Here is a 22,381-nt window from a genome sequence, read left to right on the forward strand (position 1 = left end):
TCCGCGCTGCAAGGGAGAATTGGAATGAGACGAGTTTTGGCCGGCGTGTTGGCCTGTGCGTTTGCGATCTCGGCGAATGCGTCGCTGGCGCAGGACAAGCCTCCGCTGAAGCTCGGCGGCATCCTCGATATGTCGAGCCTCTATGCCGACATCACCGGCTCGGGCAGCGAAACCGCCGCCAAGATGGCGGTGGAGGATTTCGGCGGCGAGGTGCTTGGCCGCAAGGTCGAGATCGTGGTCGGCGACCATCTCAACAAGGCTGACCTCTCCGCCAACATCGCCCGCGACATGATCGACAACCAGGGCGTCGAGATGATCTTCGACGTCGCGGCATCCGCGACCGCGCTCGCCGCTGCCGAAATCGCCAAGGCGCGCAACAAGATCATCATGTTCAACGGTCCGGGCTCGATCCGCCTCTCCAACGAGGCCTGCGGCCCCTATACCGTGCACTACGTGTTCGACACCTTCGCGCAGGCCAATGTGACCGGCCTTGCCGCGGTGAAATCCGGTCTCGATACCTGGTTCTTCCTGACCGCGGACTACGCGTTCGGCCAGGACCTGGAAAAGGACACCAGCAATGTCGTGGTGAAGTCGGGCGGCAAGGTGCTCGGCAGCGTGCGACATCCGATCAACACCTCGGACTTCTCCTCCTTCCTGCTGCAGGCGCAGGCCTCGAAGGCCAAGGTGATCGGCCTTGCCAATGCCGGCGGCGACACCATCAACGCGATCAAGCAGGCGGCGGAATTCGGCCTCACCAAGAGCGGCCAGAAACTGTCGCCGCTATTGGCCTTCGTCACCGACATCGACAGCGTCGGGCTCGAGACCGCGCAGGGCCTGTTGCTGGCGGAAGCCTTCTACTGGGATCTCAACGACGACAGCCGCGCCTTCACGAAGCGCTTCATGGAACGCACCAAGCGGGTGCCGACTTCGGCACAGGCCGGCGTCTATTCCTCGGTGACGCACTATCTCAAGGCGGTGAAGGCCGCCGGCACCACCGATGCGGCCGCCGTCATGAAGGTGATGAAGGAGACACCGATCAACGACATGTTCACCAAGAACGGCAAGATCCGCGAGGACGGCCGTATGGTGCACGACATGTATTTGTTCGAGGTCAAGAAGCCGTCGGAATCGAAGGGCCGCTGGGACGACTACAAGCTGGTAGCGACCGTGCCGGGCGACCAGGCCTTCCAGCCGCTGTCGGAGTCGCGCTGCCCGCTGGTGAAGAAGTGACGAAGTGACGAAGTCACGCAGTCATCCCGGGGCGTGCGAAGCACGAACCCGGGATCTCGAGGTTCCGGGGCTGGTGCTTACGCACCATCCCGGAACGACGGATTCAAAATAACAACGAAAGGCAAAACGCCATGAGCGATAATCAGATGGTCCTCCAATCCCTCGACAAGGGCCTGCTCACCATCACCATGAACCGTCCCGATCGGCGCAATGCGCTCAATCCCGACATGACGCGCGGCCTCGTCGAGGCGGCGCGGCGGGCGCAGGACGATACCGAGGTGCGCGCCGTGCTGATCAGGGGCGCCGGCGGCACCTTCTGCGTCGGCGGCGACGTCAAGTCGATGGCGGAAGGCCGCGCCCCGCTGCCGTTCGAGGCCAAGATGGCCAACCTGCGCCGCGGCATGGAGGTCTCGCGCATCCTGCACCAGATGCCGAAGCCGGTGGTGGCGCAGCTCGACGGCGCCGCGGCCGGCGCCGGGCTCTCGATCGCGCTGTCCTGCGACCTCCGCGTTGCCGGCGCCTCCTGCAAGATCACCACCGCCTTTGCCAAGGTTGGCTTTTCCGGCGACTACGGCGGTACCTATTTCCTGACCAAGATGCTCGGCAGCGCCAAGGCGCGCGAACTCTACATGATGTCGCCGGTGCTGTCGGCGCAGGAAGCCTACAACCTCGGCATGGTCTCCAAGGTGGTGCCCGATGCCGATGTCGAGGCCGAAACTCTGGAACTGGCGCGCTCGCTGGCGCAGGGCCCGTCAGTGGCGCTCGGCTACATCAAGCGCAACATCAACAACGCCGAGACCATGACGCTGGAGGCCTGCTTCGACGGCGAGGCGATCCATCACACGCGTGCCGGCGAGACCACGGACCACAAGGAAGCGGCAAAAGCCTTCGTCGAGAAGCGCAAGCCCACCTTCCAGGGGCAGTAAACCATGGCCGAGTACATGCGGCTGCGGCAGATCTGCCTGGTGGCGCCGCAGCTTGCGCCCGTGATCGCGGACATCTCCGCGATCATGGGCCTCGACGTCTGCTATCGCGACGGCAACGTCGCGAAATACGGCCTCGAGAATGCGCTGCTGCCGGTCGATACCATCCTGCTCGAAGTCGTCGCGCCGTTCCAGTCGGGGCCGGGCACGGCGGCCGGCCGCTTCATCGAGAAGACCGGCCGCCGCGGCGGCTATATGGCGATCTTCGCTTGCGAGGATCCCGACGCGCGCGGCGCCAAGGCCAACGCGATGGGCGTGCGCACCGCCAACGTGATCACGCACGCGCCGTATCACGGCGTGCAACTGCACCCGCGCGACTGCCGAGCCGCCTTCATCGAGTTCAACCACACCGACGGCAGCGACGACGTGCTGGGACCGTACCCGCCGGCCGGCCCCGACTGGCAGAAGTCGATCCGCAAGGACACGACTTTGGCGCTGACCACGGTCGAGATGCAGAGCCCCGAGCCTGAGGCGTTGGCGACGCATTGGGGCAGGATCATCGGCATTCCCGCCGATGGTGCCGTGGTGAAGTTGCCGAACGGCACCTTCCGCTTCGTCAAGGGCGACAGCGAGATCATGAGCGGCTTGACGTTCAAGGTCGCCGACAAGGCGAAGGTGCTGGAAGCCGCAAAAGCCAGAGGCTGTGCGGTGAAGGGCGACGAGTTCCTGCTCTGCGGCGTGATGTTCAAGCTGACGTCGTGACGTCGTAGCCCGGATGGAGCAGAGCGAAATCCGGGACTGTGCTCTCCGCGGGTAGACCGACCCCGGATTGCGCTCCGTTGCATCCGCGCTACGCATCTTTCTCCCGTCATCCTGAGAGCCTGACTGAAAAATGAGTGAGTGATCTCAGTGGGGTGTGATTCCATCGGATTTGCAGAGATTCGAGGGAGAGCACGATGCCCTGGACCAAGATCACTCGGGAGCAATATCGGCGGGACGATCTGCGTTATGCAAGCGATATGACCGATGCGGAGTGGGCGCTGATCAGACGCCTGTTGCCGCGAGCGAACCGGCGCGGCCGGCCGCGTAAGACGGAGCTGCGTCGTGTGATCGAAGCGATCCTCTATATCGTTTCGACCGGCTGCCAGTGGCGGGCGTTGCCGCAGGAGTTCCCGCCCTATTCGACGGTGCAGGGCTATTTTTATAGATGGCGGGATACAGGCCGGTGGCAGAGGATTGTCAGCGTGCTTGTCCGACGGGCGCGAAAAAAGCTTGGACGGACACCGAAGCCGACGGCAGCCGTGATCGACAGTCAAAGTGCGCCGACCACCCAAGCTGGCGGACCGCGCGGCTACGATGCAGGCAAGCGCATCTACGGCCGCAAGCGGCATATCGTGACGGATACCAATGGCCTCCTCCTCGGGGTTCATGTTCATCCGGCCAACGTTCAGGACTGCCATGGCGCCGTACCGCTGCTGAAGAACGTGCGGATGAACTTCCCCCGGCTGCGCCACGTCTTTGCCGACCGGATCTACCGCGGAAATCAACTCCTCGACGCGCTCTCAGACTGCGGTCCATGGACTGTCGAGATCGTCGAGCGGCCTCAAGGCGTCAAAGGCTTCCAGCTTCTGCCGAGGCGGTGGGTGGTTGAACGCACATTCGCTTGGTTCGGCAGATGCCGCCGCCTCGCCAAGGACTTCGAGGCGACGGTGGCAACCGAAGCTGCCTGGCTGCTGATTGCACACATCAGGCTCCTGACCCGCAGACTTGCCGCTGCTGGTAAGGTTGGGTGACTTATGAGTCAGACTCTGAGGAGCGCGGAACGCGCGTCTCGAAGGGTGCACGGCCCGGCTGGTGGCCGTGCACCCTTCGAGGCTCTCTTCGCTCGCACCTCAGGGTGACGGTGAACGATTGGTGCTTGCGGGGAGAGCGGTTGAGCCGGCGGCGGTGATCCAATATCGTCAAGAGCAACAACAACAATCGGGAACACGCTCCCCATGCCGCATCCGCTCGATACCTTCTTCGCCCCAAAAAGCATCGCGCTGATCGGCGCCTCGCGCGATCATGAGAAGATTCCCGGGCGGCTGCTCGCGATGCTGCGCAAGAACGGCTATCCCGGCGCGCTCTATCCGATCAATCCGAACTATGACGAGATCGACGGGCTGAAATGCTTCAAGTCGGTCGCCGAGATCGGCGCGCCGATCGATCTTGCCGTTATCGTCATTCCCGCCCGTGCGGTGCTGCCGGCGCTGGAGCAGTGTGCCGCCACCGGCGTGAAGAACGCCGTCATCATCTCGTCCGGCTTTGCCGAGGAAGGCGGCGACAGCGCTGACATGCAGGATGCGATCGTCGCGCTGGCGAAGCGGACCGGGATGCGGATCAGTGGGCCGAACGCGGAAGGGTTTTACAGCCAGGCGCAGAAGGTCGCCGCGACCTTCAGCCCGACCGTCGACGTCAAGCCGGATGCGCCCGATCTGATCGCCGGCAAGCGGCGGATCGGCATCGTCGCGCAGAGCGGCGGCATCGGCTTTGCGATCTATCATCGCGCCAAGGCGCTCGGCGTCGCGCTCAGCTATGTCGTCAGCGCCGGCAATGAGAGCGATCTCGGCGCCGGCGAGTTCCTCGACTACATGGTGCAGGATGCCTCGACCGACGTGATCCTGCTGTTCATCGAGGGTATCCGCGACGTCGACAAGTTCTTGGCGGCGGCGAAGCGCGCGGCAGAGCTCAAAAAGCCCGTCATCGTAACTAAAGTGGGCCGCTCCGGCGCTGGCGAGCGCGCGGCGGCCTCGCACACCGCGAGCATGGCCGGCTGGTCGGCGGCCTATGACGCGGTGTTCGCGAAATACGGCTTCATCGTCTCCAACGACCTCGACGAGGCCGTGACCATTGCCGCGGTTCTGACCACCAATCCGCTGCCGAAGGGCGATCGCGTCGCGGTGCTGACGGTGTCAGGTGGCGCCGGCATCTGGGGCGCCGATACCGTCTCGATGCAGGGCCTGCGCGTGCCGGAGCTTTCAGCCGCGATCCAGAGCCAGATCAAGCAATGGATGCCGTCCTACGGAGCGGCGGGCAATCCGGTCGACGTGACCGCGCAGGGCGTGTCATCCGGCGGACTGCAGAAGAGCATCGAGCTGTTCGACACGTCTGATGAAGTGGACGCGACGCTGGTCGTGCTGTCGCTGTCGAGCGAGACGCGGATGCCGTTCAAGGAAGCCGAGCTGAAGCCGTTGATCGCCGCGCAGAACAAGCCGGTGGTGTTCTATTCCTACACGCTGCCGTCGCAATTCGCGCGGCAGGAACTGGCGAAGTCGGGCGTGGTGGTGCTGTCGGGGCTAACCCATGTCGGCGTCGCGATGCGGCGGCTGGCGGACTATGCCGCCTTCAAGCCCGCGCCGGAGATCTCGGCATCAGCGTCGCCGGCGCACGATCTCTCCATGCATCTCACGTCGAAGACGTTGTCGGAATATGACAGCAAATCGCTGCTGCGCGCGGCCGGCATTGCGCTGCCGGATGAGGTGCTGGTGACCGACCGCGACGGGCTCGACGCTGCGATCGAGCGCGCCGGATTTCCACTGGTCATGAAGATCCAGTCGCCCGCGATCGCGCACAAGAGCGAGGTCGGCGGCGTCCGCGTCAACATCGCCGCCAAGGGCGCGGCATTCACGGCCTATCGCGACATGCTGGAGACGGTGCAGAAGCAGCGGCCGGGCGCTGAAATCCAGGGCGTGCTGGTCGGGCCGATGGCCAGGAAGGGCGTCGAGATCATCGTCGGCACCATGACGGACGCGACCTTCGGGCCGATGGTGATGGTGGGGCTCGGCGGCATCACTACCGAACTGTTCAAGGACGTGGTCTATCGCCCCGCGCCGGTGAGCCCGGCTGAAGCGAGCACGATGCTTGAGACGCTGAAGGCCGCGCCGCTGCTGCACGGCTTCCGCGGCGCGCCGAAGGCCGATGTCGCGGCACTGGCGCGGTTGATCTCGCAGATTTCGGTGCTGGCGGCGCAGCACGCGAACGAAATCGCCGAGATTGAGGTCAATCCGGTGCTGGTGCACCCGGAGGGGCAGGGCGTCACGATCGTCGATGCGCTGGTGGTGCCGAAATAACTCGGTGTCGTCCCGGCGAAGGCCGGGACCCATAACCACCGAAGTGAGTTGTAAGAGGAGCCGACGCCGCTTGTGCCCTTTCCACGGGCCGCGGCGTATAGGTCCCGGCTCCCGTGCGCAATTGCGCACTAGGCCGGGACGACCCGTGGAGAGAGCGGCGCTTGCAGCTACCGCCCCTTGAAGTTGGCGACGCGGCGCTCGGCGGTGGCCTTGACGCCTTCCTTGAAGTCTTCGGTCGCGCGCAGCTTGGTCTGCTCGGCGAGCTCATGGTTGGTCGCGGCGAGCACGCGGTCGGCGAGGTTGGCGCGCATGGTGGCGCGGGTCGAGACCAGGCCGAGCGGCGAGCATTCGGCGATCTCCTGCGCGAGTTTCATCGCTTCCGCCCGCACCTGATCCTGCGGCACCAGCACATTGGCGAGGCCCCAGCGATAGGCCTCTTCGCCGGTGACGCGGCGGCTGGTGTAGAACATCAGCTCGGCATTGTTCTTGCCGATCAGTTCCGGCAGCGTTGCGGTCAGGCCGAAGCCCGGATGGAAGCCGAGCTTGGTGAAGTTGGCCGAAAAGCGTGCCTCGGGGCACGCGACGCGGAAGTCGGCGGAGACGGCAAGGCCGAGGCCGCCGCCGATCGCGGCGCCATGGATCGCCGCGACGATCGACTTCTTGTTGCGGAAGATGCGCACCGCCTGAACGTAGAGATGGTTGATCGGCAGGTTCGAGGCCGGATCGCTCTTGGCGCGTTCCTCCTGCTCCTGGCGGGCGGGATCACCGAAATTGGCGCCGGCGCAGAACGCCTTGCCCTGGGCTGCGAGCACCGAGGCGCGGATCTCGATATTGTTGTCGAACTCCTCCAGCGCGTCGGCGATCTGGTTGATCAGCGCGACGTCGAAGAAGTTCAGCGGGGGTTTTCGGATTTCGATCAGGCCGACATGGCCGTGGGTTTCGACGCCGATATCAGTGTACTTGGTCATGATCTGTCCTCGTTGAATTAGCGCAGGCGAGCCCGCGCGGCTAGCGCAGACCAAGTCCGCGGGCGATGATGCCGCGCAGCACTTCCGTGGTGCCGCCCTGGATCGTCAGCTTGGGCGCGGTCTTGATGGCGAAATCGAGCTGCTTTTCCAGCGTCTCGCGGTTGGTCGCGGTCTCCTCGACGAACGCGGCGAGATCGCGCACGCGATGCGGCAGCTGCTGCTCCCACACCGTGCCGATGTCCTTGACGATCGAGGCCTCCACCACCGGCTCCTTGCCGGCCTGCAGCATGCCGGCGACCGATACCGACATGCGGCGCATGGTGTGAACCTGCGCCACCAGGCGGCCGATGCCCTCGGCGCTGCGGGTGTCCGGGTTCTTACCGACCGCGCGCACGAGCTCGGTGAGCACGTAATAGGTCTCGAGAAACCGCTCGGGACCACTTCGCTCATAGGCGAGCTCCGACGTCGCCTGCTTCCAGGCGCCATCGACCTCGCCCAGCACGTGATCGTCGGGCACGAAGTAGTCGGTGAACACGACCTCGTTGAACTCGAACTGGCCGGTGATCTGGCCGATCGGATTCACCTGGATGCCCGGCTGCTTCATCTTGACCAGGAACTGGGTCAGGCCGTGGCGGCGGTTTTCCTTGGTCGGCGGCGAGGTGCGGAAAATCGCGATCATGTAGTCGGCAATGTGCGCCGACGAGGTCCAGATCTTGGTGCCGTTGATCAGATAGCCGCCGTCGGTCTTGGTTGCACGGGTCTTCGCCGCGAACAAATCGGAGCCGGAGTTCGGTTCGCTCATGCCGATGGCGAAGCAGACCTCGCCGCGGCAGATGCGCGGCAGGATGTCCATCTTGATGTGCTCGGGCGCGTATTTCAGCAGCACCGGCCCGCTCTGGCGGTCGGCGACGAAGAAGCGCCGGGTCGGCGCGTTCGCCACCCGCATCTCCTCGGTCACCACATAACGCTCGAGGAACGAGCGCTCCTGGCCGCCGTATTTCTTCGGCCAGGTCATGCCGAGCCAGCCCTTGGCGCCGACGCGACGGGAGAATTCCGGCGCGTCATTGTCCTCGCGGTTCGGCGCGTGGGGATCGAAGGTGCCGGCGGCGATTTCCTCGGCGAGGAAGGCGCGCACCTCCTTGCGGAGCTGCTCGCATTTTTCCGGCAGGCGGATCGGATCGAAACGAAGGGCTGCAGTCATGATGTCCAGTCCTGATCTTTCTGCCTGATCTCAGCGCGAAGCCACCAGCGGCCACAATTCATCGGCGCCACGATTCGCGACGAGCTTGCCGAGCTCGACCGCCCAGTAGCTCTCCGAGCCGAAATCGTCGCGCCAGGCCAGCGCCCGCAGCGAATAGCGGTGCAGGATGTGCTCGATGGTGAAGCCGATCGCGCCATGCACCTGATGCGCGATGCCGCTGCCCTTCTCCGCCGCTTCCGAGCAGCGGACCTTGGCCGCTGCGGCTTCCAGGAACACCGCATCAGTGTCCAGCGACTTGGCGTTCACGATCGTGTCCGCCGCCGAGGTCGCAGCGGCCAGTGCCGCGGCGTTTTCGCCGGCGAGACGCGCGAGGTTGTGCTGCACCGCCTGGAATTTCGAGATTTTCTTCTCGAAGGCGATGCGCTCATTGGAATAGCGCACCGAGATGTCGAGCATCGCTTCCAGCGCGCCGGCGATCTGCAGGCTGCGCACCACGCCGCCCATCAGCATCAGCGTGGACTGGTCAAAACCCTTCGGCGCCGGCCTGGTCGTGACCGGCTGCACCTTGTCGAGCGTGACAATGTCGTTGTGATCGCCGCCGAGCCCGATGCCGGATTCGATCCGGCACTTCGCTGCATCGATCAGCGCGATCGACACGCCGCCATTGCCTTCAGCCAGCACCGCGAAATGTTTTGCGTCCTTGGCGAACGGCACGCCGCGGGCGCGGCCGGAGAGCGAGCCGTCGGCGTTGAGCGTCACGCGGTCCTTCGGGCTTGCCGGCAGCACGGTCATCTCGCCTTCGGGAGAGGCGATCCTGGCTTGCGTCAGCAGCCAGCCGGCCAGCATTGTTTCGGCCAGCGGAACAGCGATCGCATGCCGCCCAGCGACGTTGAGGACGCTGAATCCTTCGGCGAGGCTGGCGCCGGAACCGCCGAGATCGTCGGGCACCCAGGACAGCGGCAGGCCGGCTTCGGTCAGCGCCTGCCACAGCGGCGCCTTCCATGCGCCCTGCTTGTCGTGATTGATGGTTTGGGCATCCGCGAGATCGGCGAAAATCTTTTCCGCGGTCTCGGCGACGATGTTTTCACTCTCCGCCACAGCGTTCCTCGTGTTGATTGGCTCGGGCTGGCTGTTCGGCCATGCCCTGCTTGCGATGTTGTCTTGCGCTCAATGATGCGGAAAAGCCATAGCCGTGACAAGCGCTGCCCGCAGGGCCACTTGCGCGGATGGCATGAAGCCGGACTTGGCGCATGAATTCCGCATAGTGAACTTTCGATTGTCCCCGTTTGTATGCCACGCACACGCGCAAACCGGCCGCCGACATAAGTTCAGTCCGCCAGATGAAACTCGATTGCCTTCCGCATCAGGTCGGCGAACTCGGTCTCCTGGGTGACCAGCGCGTCGTTCAATCCGGCCACGCACAGCACCAGCGGTTCGTTCGATTCCGCAATCGGCGGCAGGTTCATGGCGACGGCGCCCGCGCCCGGCGTGACCAGGCCGAGCGAGAAGGCGTGCCCCTTGGCGCGGACCTTCTTCAGTTCAAGCAGCAGCGCCTTGATGTCGACCTGACGATCGGGCCGGCTCTCGTTGGCGTTGATCAGGCGCACCAGGCGGCGCACCTCCTTGTCCGGATAGGCCGACAGCAGCGCGTAACCCGACGCGGATCGCGCCAGCGGCCGCAGCGTTCCGGCCTTGACATACAGCCGCATCGGCAGCTTGGCCTGAATGATATGGACATACTGCGCGCTGAGCCCGTTGCGCACCGCGAGCATGATGGTCTCTCCGGTCCGCGCGGAGAGCTCTTCCATCAGATTGACCAGGCGTCCCTTCGTGAACAACGCCGGGCTCAGCCAGTGCCCCAGCATCGAGATCCGCGGCGTCGGGATATAGGTGCGGCGGCTGGTGTCATAGTGGAGATAGCCGAACGCCGTCATCGTCCGCATCAACGCCGAGGTGCTGGATTGCGGGAACTTGAGCGCGGCCGCGACTTCGATCGCGGAGGCGGCGCGCTGGTGCTCTTCGAAGAATTCGAGCACGTCGAACACGCGCCGCGCCGACTTGACTGCATTGTCCATCTTCGGCAGGTCGCGCGAGGTGTCGCCGGGGAAATCGGGGCCGTCGAAAGACCGCGCGCCGGCAGCCGCGCCGGCCTTCGCTACATCCTTCTTCGCCACCGGCATCGCTATCGTCCCTGCTGCGCCACCCGCCGCTTCAGCCACCAGCCATATTGCTCCGGCCAACTCGTCCACTCCGGATCGCATCCGAGCGCAAGTGCCGTCTGCGCGGGCCAGTTCGGATTCCACAGCAGTTCGCGGCCGAGTGCAATAAGCGTCGCCTTGCCGTCCCGCAAAATGGCTTCGGCGTAGTCCGGTTCGCGGATCAGCCCGACCGCCACCGTCGGCATGCCGACTTCCTTCTGGATGCGCTCGGCGAACGGCACCTGGAAGCCCGGGGTGCGCGACACCAGCGAATTGCCGCGCGGTAGCTTCATGCCGCCCGACGAGCAGTCCACCATGTCGATCCCGATCGCCTTCAGCTCCGCCGCAAACGCGATCGAGTCCTCGATCGACCAGCCGATGTCGACGCCGTCGACCGACGAGATGCGGACGAAGGCCGGCAGATGGCTGGGCCACTCCTCGCGCATGATCGCCGCGATCCGCAGCGGCAGGCGCATGCGGTTCTCGCGCGACCCGCCATACTCGTCGTTGCGGTTGTTCGCCAGCGGCGACAGGAACGAGTGCATCAGATAGCCGTGCGCGCAGTGCAGCTCGATGACGTCATAGCCGGCCGCCCTGGCGCGACGAAATGCCTGGCGATAGTCGTCCACCAGGGCATCGATCTGCTCTGAAGTCATCATCTGCGGTGCCGGCCAGCCGTCATCGAAGGGAATGCCGCTCGAGGCCGCGATCTGCCATGGGCCTTCGCCGCGTGCCTTGATGTCAGCTTCGCCGAGCGGGTTGCCGCCTTCCCACGGCCGCTGCGAGGAGCCTTTCCGGCCGCCATGTGCGATCTGGATCGCGGCCTTGGCGTTGAAGCTGTGGATCAGCGCGGCGAGGGCGGCGTGGTCCGCGATGTGCGCATCGTCCCAGATGCCGAGGCATCCATGGGTGATGCGCCCCTGGGTGTTCACCGAGCTCTGCTCGACGAACACGAGGCCGGCGCCGCCGGCGGCGAGCTTGCCGATATGCGCGGTGTGCCAATCGGTGGCGCGCCCCTCCCGCGCCGAATAGGTCGCCATCGGCGAGACCATGATCCGGTTCTTCAGTTCGAGATCGCGCAATTGCAGTGGGGTAAACAGCAGCGGCAGCTCAGTCATGGGATGTCCAGCCTTGCCTGTGGTTTCTTGCCTGTGACTTGCGAGTTTCGTCAGAGCGATCATTTCTTCAGCAGCGGACAGGCGCTCTCCTCCGGCGTCGCGAACGCCTCCTTGCCCGGGATCACCTGAACCAGCTTCTCGTAGTCCCAGGCACCCTTCGATTCGGCCGGCGACTTCACCTGCACGAGATACATGTCGTGGATCAGCTGGCCGTCCTCGCGCAGGAATGCGTTGCGGGCAAAGAAGTCATCGATCGGCATGTCCTTCATCTGCGCGATCACCTTGGGGCCGTCGTCGGTGCCGGATTTCTCCACCGCCTTGAGATAGTTCATGACCGCGGAATAGAGACCGGCCTGCACCATGGTCGGCCGCTTCTTGGTCCTGGCCATGAAGCGCGCGGCAAAGTCGCGGGTCTTGTCGTCGAGATCCCAATAGAAGGCGGTCGCGAGCTGCAGCCCCTGGGCGGCCTGCAAGCCGATCGCGTGGATGTCGCTGGTCTGCATCAGGAAGGCCGCGAGCTTCTGCGTGTGTGCCATCCCGAATTCCTGCGCCTGCCGGATCGAGTTGGCGAGATCGCCGCCGGTGTTGGCAAAGGCGATCACGTCAGCCTTCGAGCTCTGGGCCTGCAGCAGATAGGACGAGAAATCCATGCTGTTGAGCGGATGCCGCACCTCGCCGGCGATGCTGCCGCCGACCTTCTCCACGGTCCTGGCCGCGTCGTTGCGCAGGGCGTGGCCGAAGGCGTAGTCGACCGTGACGAAGTACCAGCTCTTCGCGCCCGACTTGGCCAGCGCCCGAACCGTGCTGTTGGCGAGCGCATAGGTGTTGTAGGTCCACTGCACCGAATTCGCCGAGCAGCCCTTTCCGGTCAGATCGGAGGAGCCGGCCGACGACACCAGCATCGCCTTGTTCTTCTGCTTGGTGAGCTCGAGCACGGCGAAGGCGACGGCGGAATTGGCGAAATCGACGATGACGTCGACATTCTCCTGCTCATACCAGCGCCGCGCGATGCCGGCGCCGGTGTCCGCCTTGTTCTGATGGTCGGCATCGACCATCGCGATCGGCTTGCCCAGCACCTTGCCGCCGAAATCCGCGATCGCCATCCGGACCGCTTCGACCGCTCCGGGGCCGGCGGCGTCGGCGTAGAGTCCGGCCTGATCGGTCAGCACGCCGATCTTCACCGCGTCGTCGGAAATCTGCGCGTGGGATGGCGCGGCGGCGAAGGCGACTGAGAGGATTGCAGCGCTCGCGGCGATCCATCCGTATCTCGATGTCATTGTCCTTGGTTTCCTCTAGTTCGATTGCCTTATGGCGTTGATCTTGTCTTGCCGCAGGTCGATCATGCCCGGATGCGACTGCGGATCCCTGTCCGCGCCGAGCAGCACGTGCTTCTGGATCTTGTTGGTCGAGGTCAGCGGCAACTCGGCGACGAAAGCGATCCACGCCGGCAGCTTGAACGCCGCCAGGCGTTCGCGGCAGAAGCGGAAGATGTCCTGCGCGAGCACGCGTGAAGCATCGGTGCCGTCGTTGATCACGATGAAGGCCGCAACTTCCTCGTCGCGGATCGGATCGCGCGCGGCGACGACCGCCGCCTGCTTGACCAGAGGCGACGTCGTCAGCACGGCCTCGACCTCCGCCGCCGAGATGTTTTCGCCGGCGCGCCGAACGAGATGCTTCAGCCGGTCGACGAACACGAAGGCGCCGTCCTCGTGCTGCCAGGCGCTGTCGCCGGTGTGAAACCAGCCGCTGCGCCAGGCCTGCTCGGTGGCCTCGGGGTCTTTCAGATAGCCGGAGAACAAGCCGCGCCGCGGCGTCGCTTCCGAGTGGCGCACGCAGAGTTCGCCGACCGCGCCTGCCGGCAGCGCATTGCCGTCGGCATCGAGGATCGTCATTTCGAGCCCCGGTACGCTGCGGCCGATGGTGTTGGTCTCGAGATGGCGCGGCTCGACCGTGTTGAACGGACTGCGCCCGGTCTCCGTCATGCCCCAGCCTTCGACGAAGGGGATGCCGAAGCGCTCGCGGGCCCGCGCGCGCTGCTCGGGATTGGCGCCGACGCCCATCGAGAAGCGCAGCGCATGGGCCTTCTCGTCCGGCGTCTCCGGCTGCGCCAGCAGGGCCGCGACGATCACGCCGAGATAATGCAGCACGCTGGCGCGGCCTGCGACGATGTCGTGCCAGGCAAATTTCGCGTTGAAGCGTTCCGGCAGGATCAGGCAGCCGCCGGTCAAGACCATCGCGATCGGGGTCAGCGTCAGGCCGGCCATGTGGAACAGCGGCAGCGGGCTGTAGAGGCGCTCCGTTCCGGCATGATACGTCGCCTCGCCGCCGTGGCTGACGTACCAGCGGCCGGTCGAGACCACGTATTCATTGGTCAGGATGCATCCCTTCGGACGCGCCGTCGTGCCTGACGTGTAGAGCAGCGCAGCCTCGGTCTCGCTTCCCGGCTCGCCGGCGCGCGGTGCTGGCCGCCTGGCCGGCGGCACTTTCTCGACGCTGGCGCCGAGATCGTCACCGGAGACGGTGAGCAGCGGAACGTCGCCGGTCAGCGCCTTCTGCAATTCCTTCTGATCGGCCAGCGTGACGATCAGGTCGGGTTCGGCATGCGCGATCAGGTACTCGATTTCCGCCGCGCGATAGGCCGGGTTGATCGGAACGATCGAGACGCCGATGCCGTTGAACGCCAGCCAATGCACGATGAAATCGGGGCGGTTCTCCAGCAGCAGGCAGGCGCGGTGTCCGTGGCCGAAGCCTGCTGCGCGGTACTGATCGCGCAATGCGCAGACCTGCCGCGCAATGTCGCCATAGGACAGTTCGATACCATCGGGAAAGTATGCGCGGTCAGCACGCGCGGGAATGCAGAGAAAGGGTTTGAATGCTGCCGCATCGGATGTCGCAGCGAACGTGCTGAACACGGTGTACATCGTGGCGAAACTTCCCTTTGACGGCCGCTGATCGATGCCAACGATGCCGATCCGAAAGAGCCGGGTGCTTCGTTGAGCGCATTTGTCATGCGATCGCGACGTTGCGCGGAAGCTATAAGGACGAATAATATGCTGTCAAATCCATTATAAGTTTCCATAAAACTCATATGTAGTTTGAAGCCAAAAGCGGAGGTAACGAGATGAAGATGCATATGTTGTCGGGCGGCCGTCTCCAGATGTCGAAGCGGACCTATCTGCCCGATGCGGCGCGCGGCGAGATGATTGAGCTTCCGGTCGCCTGCGTGCTGTTGCGGCATGCGCAGGGCAATGTGCTGTTCGACACCGGATGCCATCCCGATGTCGCGACCGATCCTGAAGGGCGGCTCGGCACGCTCGCCAAATACATGCGCCCGATCATGCCGGCGGATGATCATGTGCTGACGAGCCTGAAGGCCGTTGGCCTCGGCGCCGACGATATCGACGTGGTGATCTGCTCCCACCTGCACACCGACCATTGCGGCTGCAACGCCTTCTTCAAGAAGGCGACGATCTTCGTCCACGCGCTCGAGATCGAGGCCGCGAATGCCGATAACGCGTTCGATCGCGGATACCTCAAGGCGGATTGGGATCATCCGCTGAAGATGGAGATCTTCGATGAGCAGATGGACGTGTTCGGCGACGGCAAGCTGACGCTGGTCCCGCTGCCCGGACACTCGAAGGGAACGACCGGCGCGCTGGTCAGGCTCGACAACAGCGGCGAATTCCTGCTCGCCTCCGACGCGCTCAGTGTGCGCGCCAATCTCGACCAGCGGACCTCGCCGAGGAACAGCCTTGACGTCGACCAGTTCCTGAAGTCGCTCGACGAGATCGCCAGGCTCGAGGCGTCCGGCGTCAAGATCATCTGCGGCCATGACGAGGCGCAGTGGGCCAGCCTGCAAAAGGGGCTGAACGCCTATACGTGAGGATTTGGGCGCGGCTTGCAGATGTCGTTCCACGCGATATGGTGTGCCGCCGCCGGAGTTCATCTGGCTCACAACAACAAGGAAAATGCAGATGTCCAAGGATGGTTTGTGCGCGATCGTGACGGGATCGGCATCGGGACTCGGCGCCGCCACCGCGCAAATCCTCGCCACGCAGGGCGCGCGCCTCATTATCAACTATTCCAACAGCAAGGCGGAAGCCGAGGCGACCGCGGAAGTCTGCCGCAAGCAGGGCGCCGAGGTGCTGGTGGTGCAGGGCGACGTCTCGCGCGATGAGGACTGCAAGAAGATCGCAGCCGCCGCGCAGGGCTGGGGCCGCCTCGACGTGCTCGTCAACAATGCGGGCACCACCAAGCACGTGCCGCATCACGATCTCGACGGCCTGACCGCGGAAGATTTCCAGCGCATCTATGCCGTCAACACCATCGGCCCGTTCCAGATGGTTCGTGCCGCGCGCGCGCTGCTCGAAGCCGGCGCGAAGGCATCTAGCCGTCCGTCGGCTGTGGTCAACGTCTCCTCGGTTGCAGGCATTTCCGGCGGTGGTTCGTCGGTCGCCTATGCCGCGAGCAAGGGCGCGCTCAACACCATGACGCAGTCGCTGGCGCGCGCGCTGGCGCCGTTGATCCGCGTCAACACGGTGTGTCCGGGTTATATCGATACGCCCTGGTTCACCAAGGGACGCGGGGAGGCGCAGGCGAAACAGGTGCGCGATACCGTGATCGCGCGCGTGCCGCTGAAGGTCGCCTCGACGGCCGAGGACATCGCCAACCTGGTCTGCTTCCTGGCGAGCCCGGTGTCGAGCAACATGACCGGTGAGTTCGTCCGCATGGACGCCGGCATGCATCTGATTCAGTGACACGGCTGCGGAGCGGTTTGCCGAAACGAAAATGCCCGGGCGAGGCCCGGGCATTTGCATTTTGAGACAGGCTTTGCGGTTATTCGGTCATTCCGGGTTCTCGCTTCGCGAGCCCCGGAATGACCGTTTTGGATGACGCCTACGGCGTCACCTGTTTCCGATATCCGGGATCACGCGCGCCGCGACCAGCCGATTCCAGATGAACAGCACCACCAGAGCGCCGATCGTGGCGGTGATGAAGCCGGCACCTTGTTCGGGACCGTAATGGCCGATCGCCTGGCCGATGAAGGTCGCAAGAAACGCGCCGGCGATGCCGAGCACGGTGGTGAGAATGAAGCCGCTTGGATTGTTCGGTCCCGGCGACAGGAATCGCGCGATGATCCCCGCGACAAAGCCGACGATGATGACCCAGATGATGCCGCCCATGACTGTCGTCCTCCTCAGATGGAATCAACGCTACCGTCAGAGCCTGCGGTGCAACTCGTCGCCGCTTGGCAGCCGGCCGTCCGGCGTCAGGTGATTGATCGCGTCGGGCAGATATTGGCTGAGGCCCTGCAGCAGTTCGTCGCGCGAGAGGCCGCTCTGCGATGCCAGCGAGTTGATCTGGTCGGCGCCGAGCGCGTTGGCGAGATCGCCGGGCGCGATCTGCTTGTTGGGACCGTTGCTGACCCAGGAATTGGCCGCGTCGCCATGGCCCTTCTGCTGCAGCTGGTTGAGCAGATCGCCGAGGCCGCCGCTGAGCACGGTGCCGGCTGCGCCGCCGGCGAGCAGGCCGCCAAGGCCGCCCTTGAGCAGATCGCTGAGCCCGCCACCGCCTGCGCCGCCGGGCAGGCCTGCGGTGACGTTGCCGGGAGGAAGCGGCGGCGCCTGCGCCGGCTTCGGCTCAGGGGCGCTCGCGTCCGCCTGGCCGCCGGAGAAATGCTTGACCGCCTTCCAGGCGAGCAGCGCGAGGATAGCCATCGTCATCGGCGACATTCCGCCGCCGCTCGAACTGTCGGATGAGGTGCTTGGCGCGCTCGGACCGCGCGGGCCGTTCTGCATGCCGTTGAGTACGTCGAGTAAACCCATGATCGTCTCCTGCCGCAACCGTGCCCCGAGCGGGAAACATAGCTTCCGCCCATGACGGTTACAAGGCGGGCCACCCGGACCGCGGTGCGTCGAAATAGGCAGGCAACCCAAGGTCTGCTATCGAGCCAATGATGAATGGACGTTTGGCCAGATGAACCAGGACCGGCCGATTGGCATTGCGGGCGCGGGAAGCATCGGCTGCTTCGTCGGCGGCACGCTCGCGGCTGCGGGGTGCCGTGTCGTGCTGCTGGCGCGGCCGCGGCTGATCCAGGAGATCGCAGGCAACGGCTTGCGGGTCAGCAGCTTTGACGGCTCCGAGCGGACGGTATCCGCGGACCGGCTCATTGTGTCCGACGATCCGTCGATCTTGTCCGACGTTCAGACCGTGCTGGTGACGGTGAAGAGCGCCGATACCGCTGCGATGGCCGATGCGATCGCGCGCCACGCGCCTGGCGATGCCGCGGTGATCAGCCTGCAGAATGGCGTCGGCAATGTGCCGCTGCTGCGCGACCGTCTGCCGGGCCGCAGGGTGCTCGGCGGCATGGTGCCGTTCAACGTGGTCGCGCTCGGCGACGGCCGCTTCCATCGCTCGACCTCCGGCGACATCGTCATCGCGCAGGATGACGCGGGCACCGCGGCGCGGCTGTCGGTGCCGGGCCTTGCGATCAAGCCCACCGGCGATATCGACGGCGTGCAGTGGGGCAAGCTGATCGTCAATCTCAACAATGCGCTCAATGCGCTGTCCAATATTCCGCTGCGGCAACAGCTCGCGCAGCGCGGCTGGCGACGACTGCTTGCCGATCAGATGGCCGAGGGCCTGGCCGCGGTGCGCGCCGAAGGCATTGCGCCGGTGTCGCCGACGCCGCTGCCGTCGAACTGGATGCCGCCTTTGCTGCGGCTGCCCGATGCGCTGTTCGACATGCTGCTCGGCCGCACCATGAAGATCGATCCCGAGGCGCGCTCCTCGATGTGGGAGGATCTGCAGCGCGGCCGCCGCACTGAGGTCGACTATTTGCAGGGCGTGATTACCGCGATCGCGGATCGCCGCGGGCTCGAGGCGCCATTGTCGCGCCGCGTCATCGCGCTGATCCGGAAGGCGGAGGCGGACGGCAAGGGCTCGCCGGGGCTAACGCCCGAACAGATCCGCGATGGCGGCGACCATGAACGCCGATGATCGTCCGCCACGTCGATCGAACAACAGAGGAGATGACATCATGAAACGGTCCAGCATCATGCTGTTCACGCTTGTTGCGCTCGCGGCCGGCCCGGTCCGCGCGGCGCCGCCGACCGTGACACCGTCGCCTGGCTATGATGCGCGCTTGCAGGAGCAACGCGCGGCGGCCGCAGCAGCCAGCCGAGCGGCCACGCCTGCGCACAAATTCGGTCGCACCCCGGCACCACAAGCGCACCCGCGCGCACTGATCCATCACAGAGACGACCTCAGATGAAGCTGCTGTTCCTCGCGCTTACCTTCGTGTTTGGCTTCGCCACGGCCGCAGGCGCCGCCGACTATGCCGGCTCGATCAGCGCCTACCGGCGTGCCAACCGCATGCCCGCGGTGAAGCTCGACGCGAAGCTGAACGCGATGGCGCTGAAGCAGGCGCAGGCGATGTCGGCGACCGGATCCGTCAGCCACTCCGCGGGCGGCAGCTTCTTCACGCGCATCGCGCCGCTCAAGAAGCAGCGCGCCGCCGAGAATATCGGCGCCGGCTTCATCGCGTTCGCCGAGATGCTGAAGCAGTGGGAGAATTCGCCGGGCCATCGCGAGAACCTGCTGATGCCGGGCGCCAAGCGCGTCGGCGTCGCCTTCGTCGACAATCCGAAGTCGCCGTACCGCAGGTTCTGGGCGATGGTGATTACCGATTGAGCCTGCGGTGTCATTCCGGGGCGGAGCGAAGCGACGAACCCGGAATCTCGACGGCAGAGAGATTCCGGGTTCTCGCTTGCGCGAGCCCCAGAATGACTAAGCGAACCGTCAGTTTCGCTTCGCAACCTTGGTCGGTGGCGGCGGTGTCGGCGTGAACAGCTTCTTCAGGCCGTCCAATCCCTCGGAAAGCCGCGGCCATTCGCAGGAGAACGTACCCTTCACGCAGTTGCTTGCTCGCGGCCGCGGCTCGGGAATGGGGACGGCAGCGCCCCGCGGCTTGACCGGCCTTGCAGCAGGGACGGGGACCTTCGCAGTCTCACTGCGCACCGGCTCATTGTGCAACGACGCCTGCTGGACCTGCGGCGGACGCACCGGCTGTGTCTCCTGCCGCTCGAGCTGTTTCGCATTGAACGCCGCGACGATACGCGAGCGGCGCTGTTGCTCGAGATAGCCGGTATATTCCTGGTCGATCTTCTTCTGCTCGTCCGGCGTCGGATTGGGACCCGCGATGTCGAAGCTGCGGTCCTGCATGAAGTCGTAATAGGTGTAGCCACCGCCAGGCTTGCGACGGCCGGCGAACTTGGCGTTGCAATCGGCGAGTTGCGCGGTTTTGTCTTCCCTGGTCTTCGCCTTCTCGGCGAGGTCGGCGCAGTCCTCGAAGTCCTTCGGTCCACCGCGCCACCATTGCGCGTGCGCGCTCATCGGCGCCAGCACGCAAGCGACGGCGAAAGCGGCAACAGCCAACGTCGATGATCGTGACGGCATCACGGACATTGAGACCAAACCCGAACGACACAGAGTGAGCAGATTGTCGCCATTTTAGTGACACTTGTCACCCGGGAACCCGACGATTTTCCTGACCTGTGGAATGTTGCCGCGGCTGATGGAACACAGCCTTCGCGATTGGAATAATTGAAGAATCTCATCGGAACGGGCCGGGCCGGAGATCAGAACAATTCGCCTTTAATCGTTCACTTCACCCTGTGCAGCAACGCAACCAGTTCCGCCTGCCGGTGGGTGCCGGTCTTCTGGAAGATCGTCTTGAGCTGATTGCGCGCGGTGGCAAGGGCAACGCCGGCTGCCTGCGCGGCCGCTTCGACCGAATCGCCGCGCGCAAGCCGCGCGGCGAGGCGTGCCTGCGCCGGCGTCAGCTCGAACGTCGCCGCCAGCAGCGCCTGATCGAACGCGGCGCTGCCTTCGAGATCGCGGATCAACAGGATCGCGCGCGCCCCGAGGAACGGCGAGCGCGCCGCCGGAGGCACCGGTTGGATCTGGATCACGATCGGCCGCTTGTCGATCCTGCGCACCACGATCGGCGACGACGGCAATGGGTGCAGGTCCGAGCTGTGGGCCAACTGATCGATCAGCCTGGTCAGATCGGCATTGGCCTGTCGGTCGAGCAGGGTGAGGCGATTGTTGCGGATCGCAAGGTCGTAGCCGAGGCAGCGTTCCGCCTGGCTGTTCATGCCGATGATGGTACCGAAGCGGCCGACGGCAATCGCAGCGACCTGGATCAGATCGAGCGCGCCGGTGATGCCCGAGAGTGCGGAGCGGCCGACGACGGCGGAGAGCGTCGCGGCTTCCGTGAGCGGCGCCGACACCCTTTGCAGCGCCTTGATCTCGTCGGCGTCGAACAAGCCTTCCCTGGGCGAACGCTGGATCGTCAGTGCCCACAACGCCGGGCCGGAGTGGAAGCCGATCGCCGCGAACCATTTCAGTCCGAACTCGCCGAGCGTGGCGTAGAGCGGATCGCGCAGCATCTCGGTTTCGGATTCGAACAGATCCGCATCGGTGATGACATCGACGCCAGCATGCATCAGCGGCACGCCGCGGGCCGCGCGGATGTCGGTGAGGTGAAGATTGTGCGGGAAGTAGGTCTTGGTGAAATACTCGGTGATCGAGTCCGTGCGCGGAATGTCTTCAGTGCGGATATCGCTCTGAAGCATCGCAGCGCCGGTCGCGCCGACGGCGGCGCAGACCTCGTCCATGAAGGACGGCCAGGTCGAGGGATCGAGAACCACATCGCCGAGGCGCGCGGTCACATCGTCAAGCCTGTGCAGATCGACCAAAATTCAGCTCCGCCGATGCAAACAGCGTTGTTCTGTCAGGCGAAACAGGCTGCACCTCGTTGCGCCCGGTACCGGGCATAAGAAAACCCAGGGGCCCGATATGCAAGTTAAATCAGCGACAGGCTAGGGGTCGGGTCCGCAAGCGCTGGCGAAACATGATCGAAAATCGGCGGGTCCCGCTGGCCGGTGCGATCCGGCCGCTACGATAAGTGACCATCCTCACGGTGGCCGGCCTCGGTCAGCGCCACGCGGCAGAAGCTGGCGGCGATCGCGACGACCTCTTCCACGGCCTGCGGATATTGCTTCGACACCCAGCGCAGCGCGATCGAGATGACGGCGCCCACCATGCCGACCGAGAGCAGCGAGGCGGCCGCGCCCTTGCCGCTGCGCTTCGGGTCGAGCGCCGGCGGCACCAGGATGTCGCTGAAGACGCGCAAGGCGTCGAGCTTGACGGCATCGACCGCCGGACTGATGCCTGAAATTTCCAGCAGAAAGACCCGGGCGGGCTTCGGGTGCTGCTTCAGCCGCGTGAAATAGAGCGTCAGCGCCGCGCGCAGCCTCATCTCGGCATCGTCGCCTGCGGCTGCAGCGGCCGCGGTCATTTCCTCGTGCAGGTGGCCGACGACATGGCCGTAAGCGGCGATCAGCAGAGCCTCGCTGTTCGCAAAGGACTCGTAGAAATAGCGCTCGGTCAGCTCGGCCGCCTCGCAGATCGCCTTCACGGTGGCGCCGCGATAGCCGACCTCGCCATAGACCTCGATCGCCGCGTCGATCAGCTTGAGCCGCCGCTCGGCGCGGCGTTCCTCGGCGTCCATACCGCCATAGAGGCGGGCTTTCCGGCTGCTTGCCATGAAAGTGTATTGACACGAGGCA

Annotated in this window: 22 protein-coding genes; 10 read left to right on the forward strand and 12 right to left on the reverse strand. The window is 65.0% G+C overall.

Translation table 11 applies throughout. The features are described from left to right. Nucleotides 1–24 precede the first annotated feature (24 nt). From J2R78_RS18995 to J2R78_RS19015, 5 genes are all read left to right on the forward strand, one after another. Nucleotides 25–1,230 (forward strand): ABC transporter substrate-binding protein, encoded by a 1,206-nt coding sequence (locus J2R78_RS18995; RefSeq protein WP_253606127.1) that lies wholly within the window; start codon nucleotides 25–27, stop codon nucleotides 1,228–1,230. 131 nt (nucleotides 1,231–1,361) lie between these two features. Beyond that, nucleotides 1,362–2,156 carry an enoyl-CoA hydratase gene (locus J2R78_RS19000; protein WP_076832822.1) on the forward strand — a complete coding sequence of 265 codons (795 nt, stop codon included), beginning with the start codon at nucleotides 1,362–1,364 and terminating at the stop codon, nucleotides 2,154–2,156. A 3-nt stretch (nucleotides 2,157–2,159) separates the two neighbouring features. Then, nucleotides 2,160–2,915, forward strand: a complete 756-nt coding sequence (locus J2R78_RS19005) for a hypothetical protein (RefSeq protein ID WP_253606129.1) — start codon at nucleotides 2,160–2,162, stop codon at nucleotides 2,913–2,915. 194 nt (nucleotides 2,916–3,109) lie between these two features. Further along, entirely contained in the window at nucleotides 3,110–3,946 is an 837-nt protein-coding gene (locus tag J2R78_RS19010; RefSeq protein ID WP_253605076.1) for an IS5 family transposase, read from the forward strand. Nucleotides 3,947–4,150: 204 nt separating this feature from the next. Beyond that, nucleotides 4,151–6,262, forward strand: a complete 2,112-nt coding sequence (locus J2R78_RS19015) for an acetate--CoA ligase family protein (protein ID WP_253606130.1) — start codon at nucleotides 4,151–4,153, stop codon at nucleotides 6,260–6,262. A gap of 167 nt (nucleotides 6,263–6,429) precedes the next feature. Here J2R78_RS19015 and J2R78_RS19020 read toward each other — a convergent pair whose 3' ends face one another. From J2R78_RS19020 to J2R78_RS19050, 7 genes are all read right to left on the reverse strand, one after another. Continuing rightward, nucleotides 6,430–7,230 carry an enoyl-CoA hydratase/isomerase family protein gene (locus J2R78_RS19020; RefSeq protein ID WP_253606132.1) on the reverse strand — a complete coding sequence of 267 codons (801 nt, stop codon included), beginning with the start codon at nucleotides 7,228–7,230 and terminating at the stop codon, nucleotides 6,430–6,432. 40 nt (nucleotides 7,231–7,270) lie between these two features. After that, a complete protein-coding gene (locus tag J2R78_RS19025) occupies nucleotides 7,271–8,431 on the reverse strand; it encodes an acyl-CoA dehydrogenase family protein (RefSeq protein ID WP_018269158.1) in 1,161 nt (386 codons plus the stop codon). A 30-nt stretch (nucleotides 8,432–8,461) separates the two neighbouring features. Continuing rightward, nucleotides 8,462–9,529 carry an acyl-CoA dehydrogenase family protein gene (locus J2R78_RS19030; protein ID WP_057020166.1) on the reverse strand — a complete coding sequence of 356 codons (1,068 nt, stop codon included), beginning with the start codon at nucleotides 9,527–9,529 and terminating at the stop codon, nucleotides 8,462–8,464. 230 nt (nucleotides 9,530–9,759) lie between these two features. Continuing rightward, nucleotides 9,760–10,611, reverse strand: coding sequence for an IclR family transcriptional regulator (locus J2R78_RS19035; RefSeq protein WP_057020165.1), 852 nt, complete (start codon nucleotides 10,609–10,611; stop codon nucleotides 9,760–9,762). A gap of 2 nt (nucleotides 10,612–10,613) precedes the next feature. Next, nucleotides 10,614–11,747 (reverse strand): NADH:flavin oxidoreductase/NADH oxidase, encoded by a 1,134-nt coding sequence (locus J2R78_RS19040; protein ID WP_253606134.1) that lies wholly within the window; start codon nucleotides 11,745–11,747, stop codon nucleotides 10,614–10,616. Nucleotides 11,748–11,806: 59 nt separating this feature from the next. After that, complete coding sequence (locus J2R78_RS19045) at nucleotides 11,807–13,024, reverse strand: ABC transporter substrate-binding protein (protein ID WP_253606136.1); 1,218 nt, start codon at nucleotides 13,022–13,024, stop codon at nucleotides 11,807–11,809. A 15-nt stretch (nucleotides 13,025–13,039) separates the two neighbouring features. Further along, a complete protein-coding gene (locus tag J2R78_RS19050) occupies nucleotides 13,040–14,668 on the reverse strand; it encodes an AMP-binding protein (protein ID WP_253606138.1) in 1,629 nt (542 codons plus the stop codon). Nucleotides 14,669–14,868: 200 nt separating this feature from the next. Here J2R78_RS19050 and J2R78_RS19055 point away from each other — a divergent pair, with 200 nt between their 5' ends. Together J2R78_RS19055 and J2R78_RS19060 are read left to right on the forward strand one after the other, a co-directional pair. Further along, the gene (locus J2R78_RS19055) at nucleotides 14,869–15,630 is read left to right on the forward strand and encodes an N-acyl homoserine lactonase family protein (RefSeq protein ID WP_253606140.1); all 762 of its coding nucleotides are present in this window, start codon (nucleotides 14,869–14,871) and stop codon (nucleotides 15,628–15,630) included. 91 nt (nucleotides 15,631–15,721) lie between these two features. Beyond that, nucleotides 15,722–16,504, forward strand: a complete 783-nt coding sequence (locus J2R78_RS19060; RefSeq protein ID WP_253606142.1) for an SDR family NAD(P)-dependent oxidoreductase — start codon at nucleotides 15,722–15,724, stop codon at nucleotides 16,502–16,504. A gap of 147 nt (nucleotides 16,505–16,651) precedes the next feature. On the opposite strand, the gene J2R78_RS19065 is transcribed toward J2R78_RS19060, so the two are convergent. Then, nucleotides 16,652–16,930 (reverse strand): GlsB/YeaQ/YmgE family stress response membrane protein, encoded by a 279-nt coding sequence (locus J2R78_RS19065; protein ID WP_024582682.1) that lies wholly within the window; start codon nucleotides 16,928–16,930, stop codon nucleotides 16,652–16,654. A 36-nt stretch (nucleotides 16,931–16,966) separates the two neighbouring features. Then, nucleotides 16,967–17,572: a YidB family protein gene (locus J2R78_RS19070; protein WP_168858718.1), complete on the reverse strand. Its 606-nt coding sequence runs from the start codon at nucleotides 17,570–17,572 to the stop codon at nucleotides 16,967–16,969. Between the two features lie 151 nt (nucleotides 17,573–17,723). Here J2R78_RS19070 and J2R78_RS19075 point away from each other — a divergent pair, with 151 nt between their 5' ends. The 3 genes from J2R78_RS19075 to J2R78_RS19085 are packed head-to-tail and all read left to right on the forward strand — an operon-like array spanning nucleotide 17,724 to nucleotide 19,439. Further along, nucleotides 17,724–18,746, forward strand: coding sequence for a 2-dehydropantoate 2-reductase (locus J2R78_RS19075; protein ID WP_253606144.1), 1,023 nt, complete (start codon nucleotides 17,724–17,726; stop codon nucleotides 18,744–18,746). Between the two features lie 40 nt (nucleotides 18,747–18,786). After that, nucleotides 18,787–19,020 (forward strand): hypothetical protein, encoded by a 234-nt coding sequence (locus J2R78_RS19080; protein ID WP_253606146.1) that lies wholly within the window; start codon nucleotides 18,787–18,789, stop codon nucleotides 19,018–19,020. Further along, entirely contained in the window at nucleotides 19,017–19,439 is a 423-nt protein-coding gene (locus J2R78_RS19085; protein ID WP_253606148.1) for a CAP domain-containing protein, read from the forward strand. The genes J2R78_RS19080 and J2R78_RS19085 overlap by 4 nt, the downstream gene beginning before the upstream one ends. A gap of 108 nt (nucleotides 19,440–19,547) precedes the next feature. Here the strand turns inward: J2R78_RS19085 and J2R78_RS19090 are convergent, their stop codons facing one another. From J2R78_RS19090 to J2R78_RS19100, 3 genes are all read right to left on the reverse strand, one after another. Next, a complete protein-coding gene (locus tag J2R78_RS19090) occupies nucleotides 19,548–20,213 on the reverse strand; it encodes a hypothetical protein (RefSeq protein WP_057020157.1) in 666 nt (221 codons plus the stop codon). 197 nt (nucleotides 20,214–20,410) lie between these two features. Then, nucleotides 20,411–21,508, reverse strand: a complete 1,098-nt coding sequence (locus J2R78_RS19095; protein ID WP_057020156.1) for a hypothetical protein — start codon at nucleotides 21,506–21,508, stop codon at nucleotides 20,411–20,413. A 200-nt stretch (nucleotides 21,509–21,708) separates the two neighbouring features. After that, nucleotides 21,709–22,359, reverse strand: coding sequence for a TetR/AcrR family transcriptional regulator (locus tag J2R78_RS19100; RefSeq protein WP_092083175.1), 651 nt, complete (start codon nucleotides 22,357–22,359; stop codon nucleotides 21,709–21,711). Nucleotides 22,360–22,381: the final 22 nt, after the last annotated feature.

The sequence above is a fragment of the Bradyrhizobium sp. USDA 4538 genome, assembly GCF_024171045.1.
Taxonomy (GTDB): domain Bacteria; phylum Pseudomonadota; class Alphaproteobacteria; order Rhizobiales; family Xanthobacteraceae; genus Bradyrhizobium; species Bradyrhizobium australafricanum.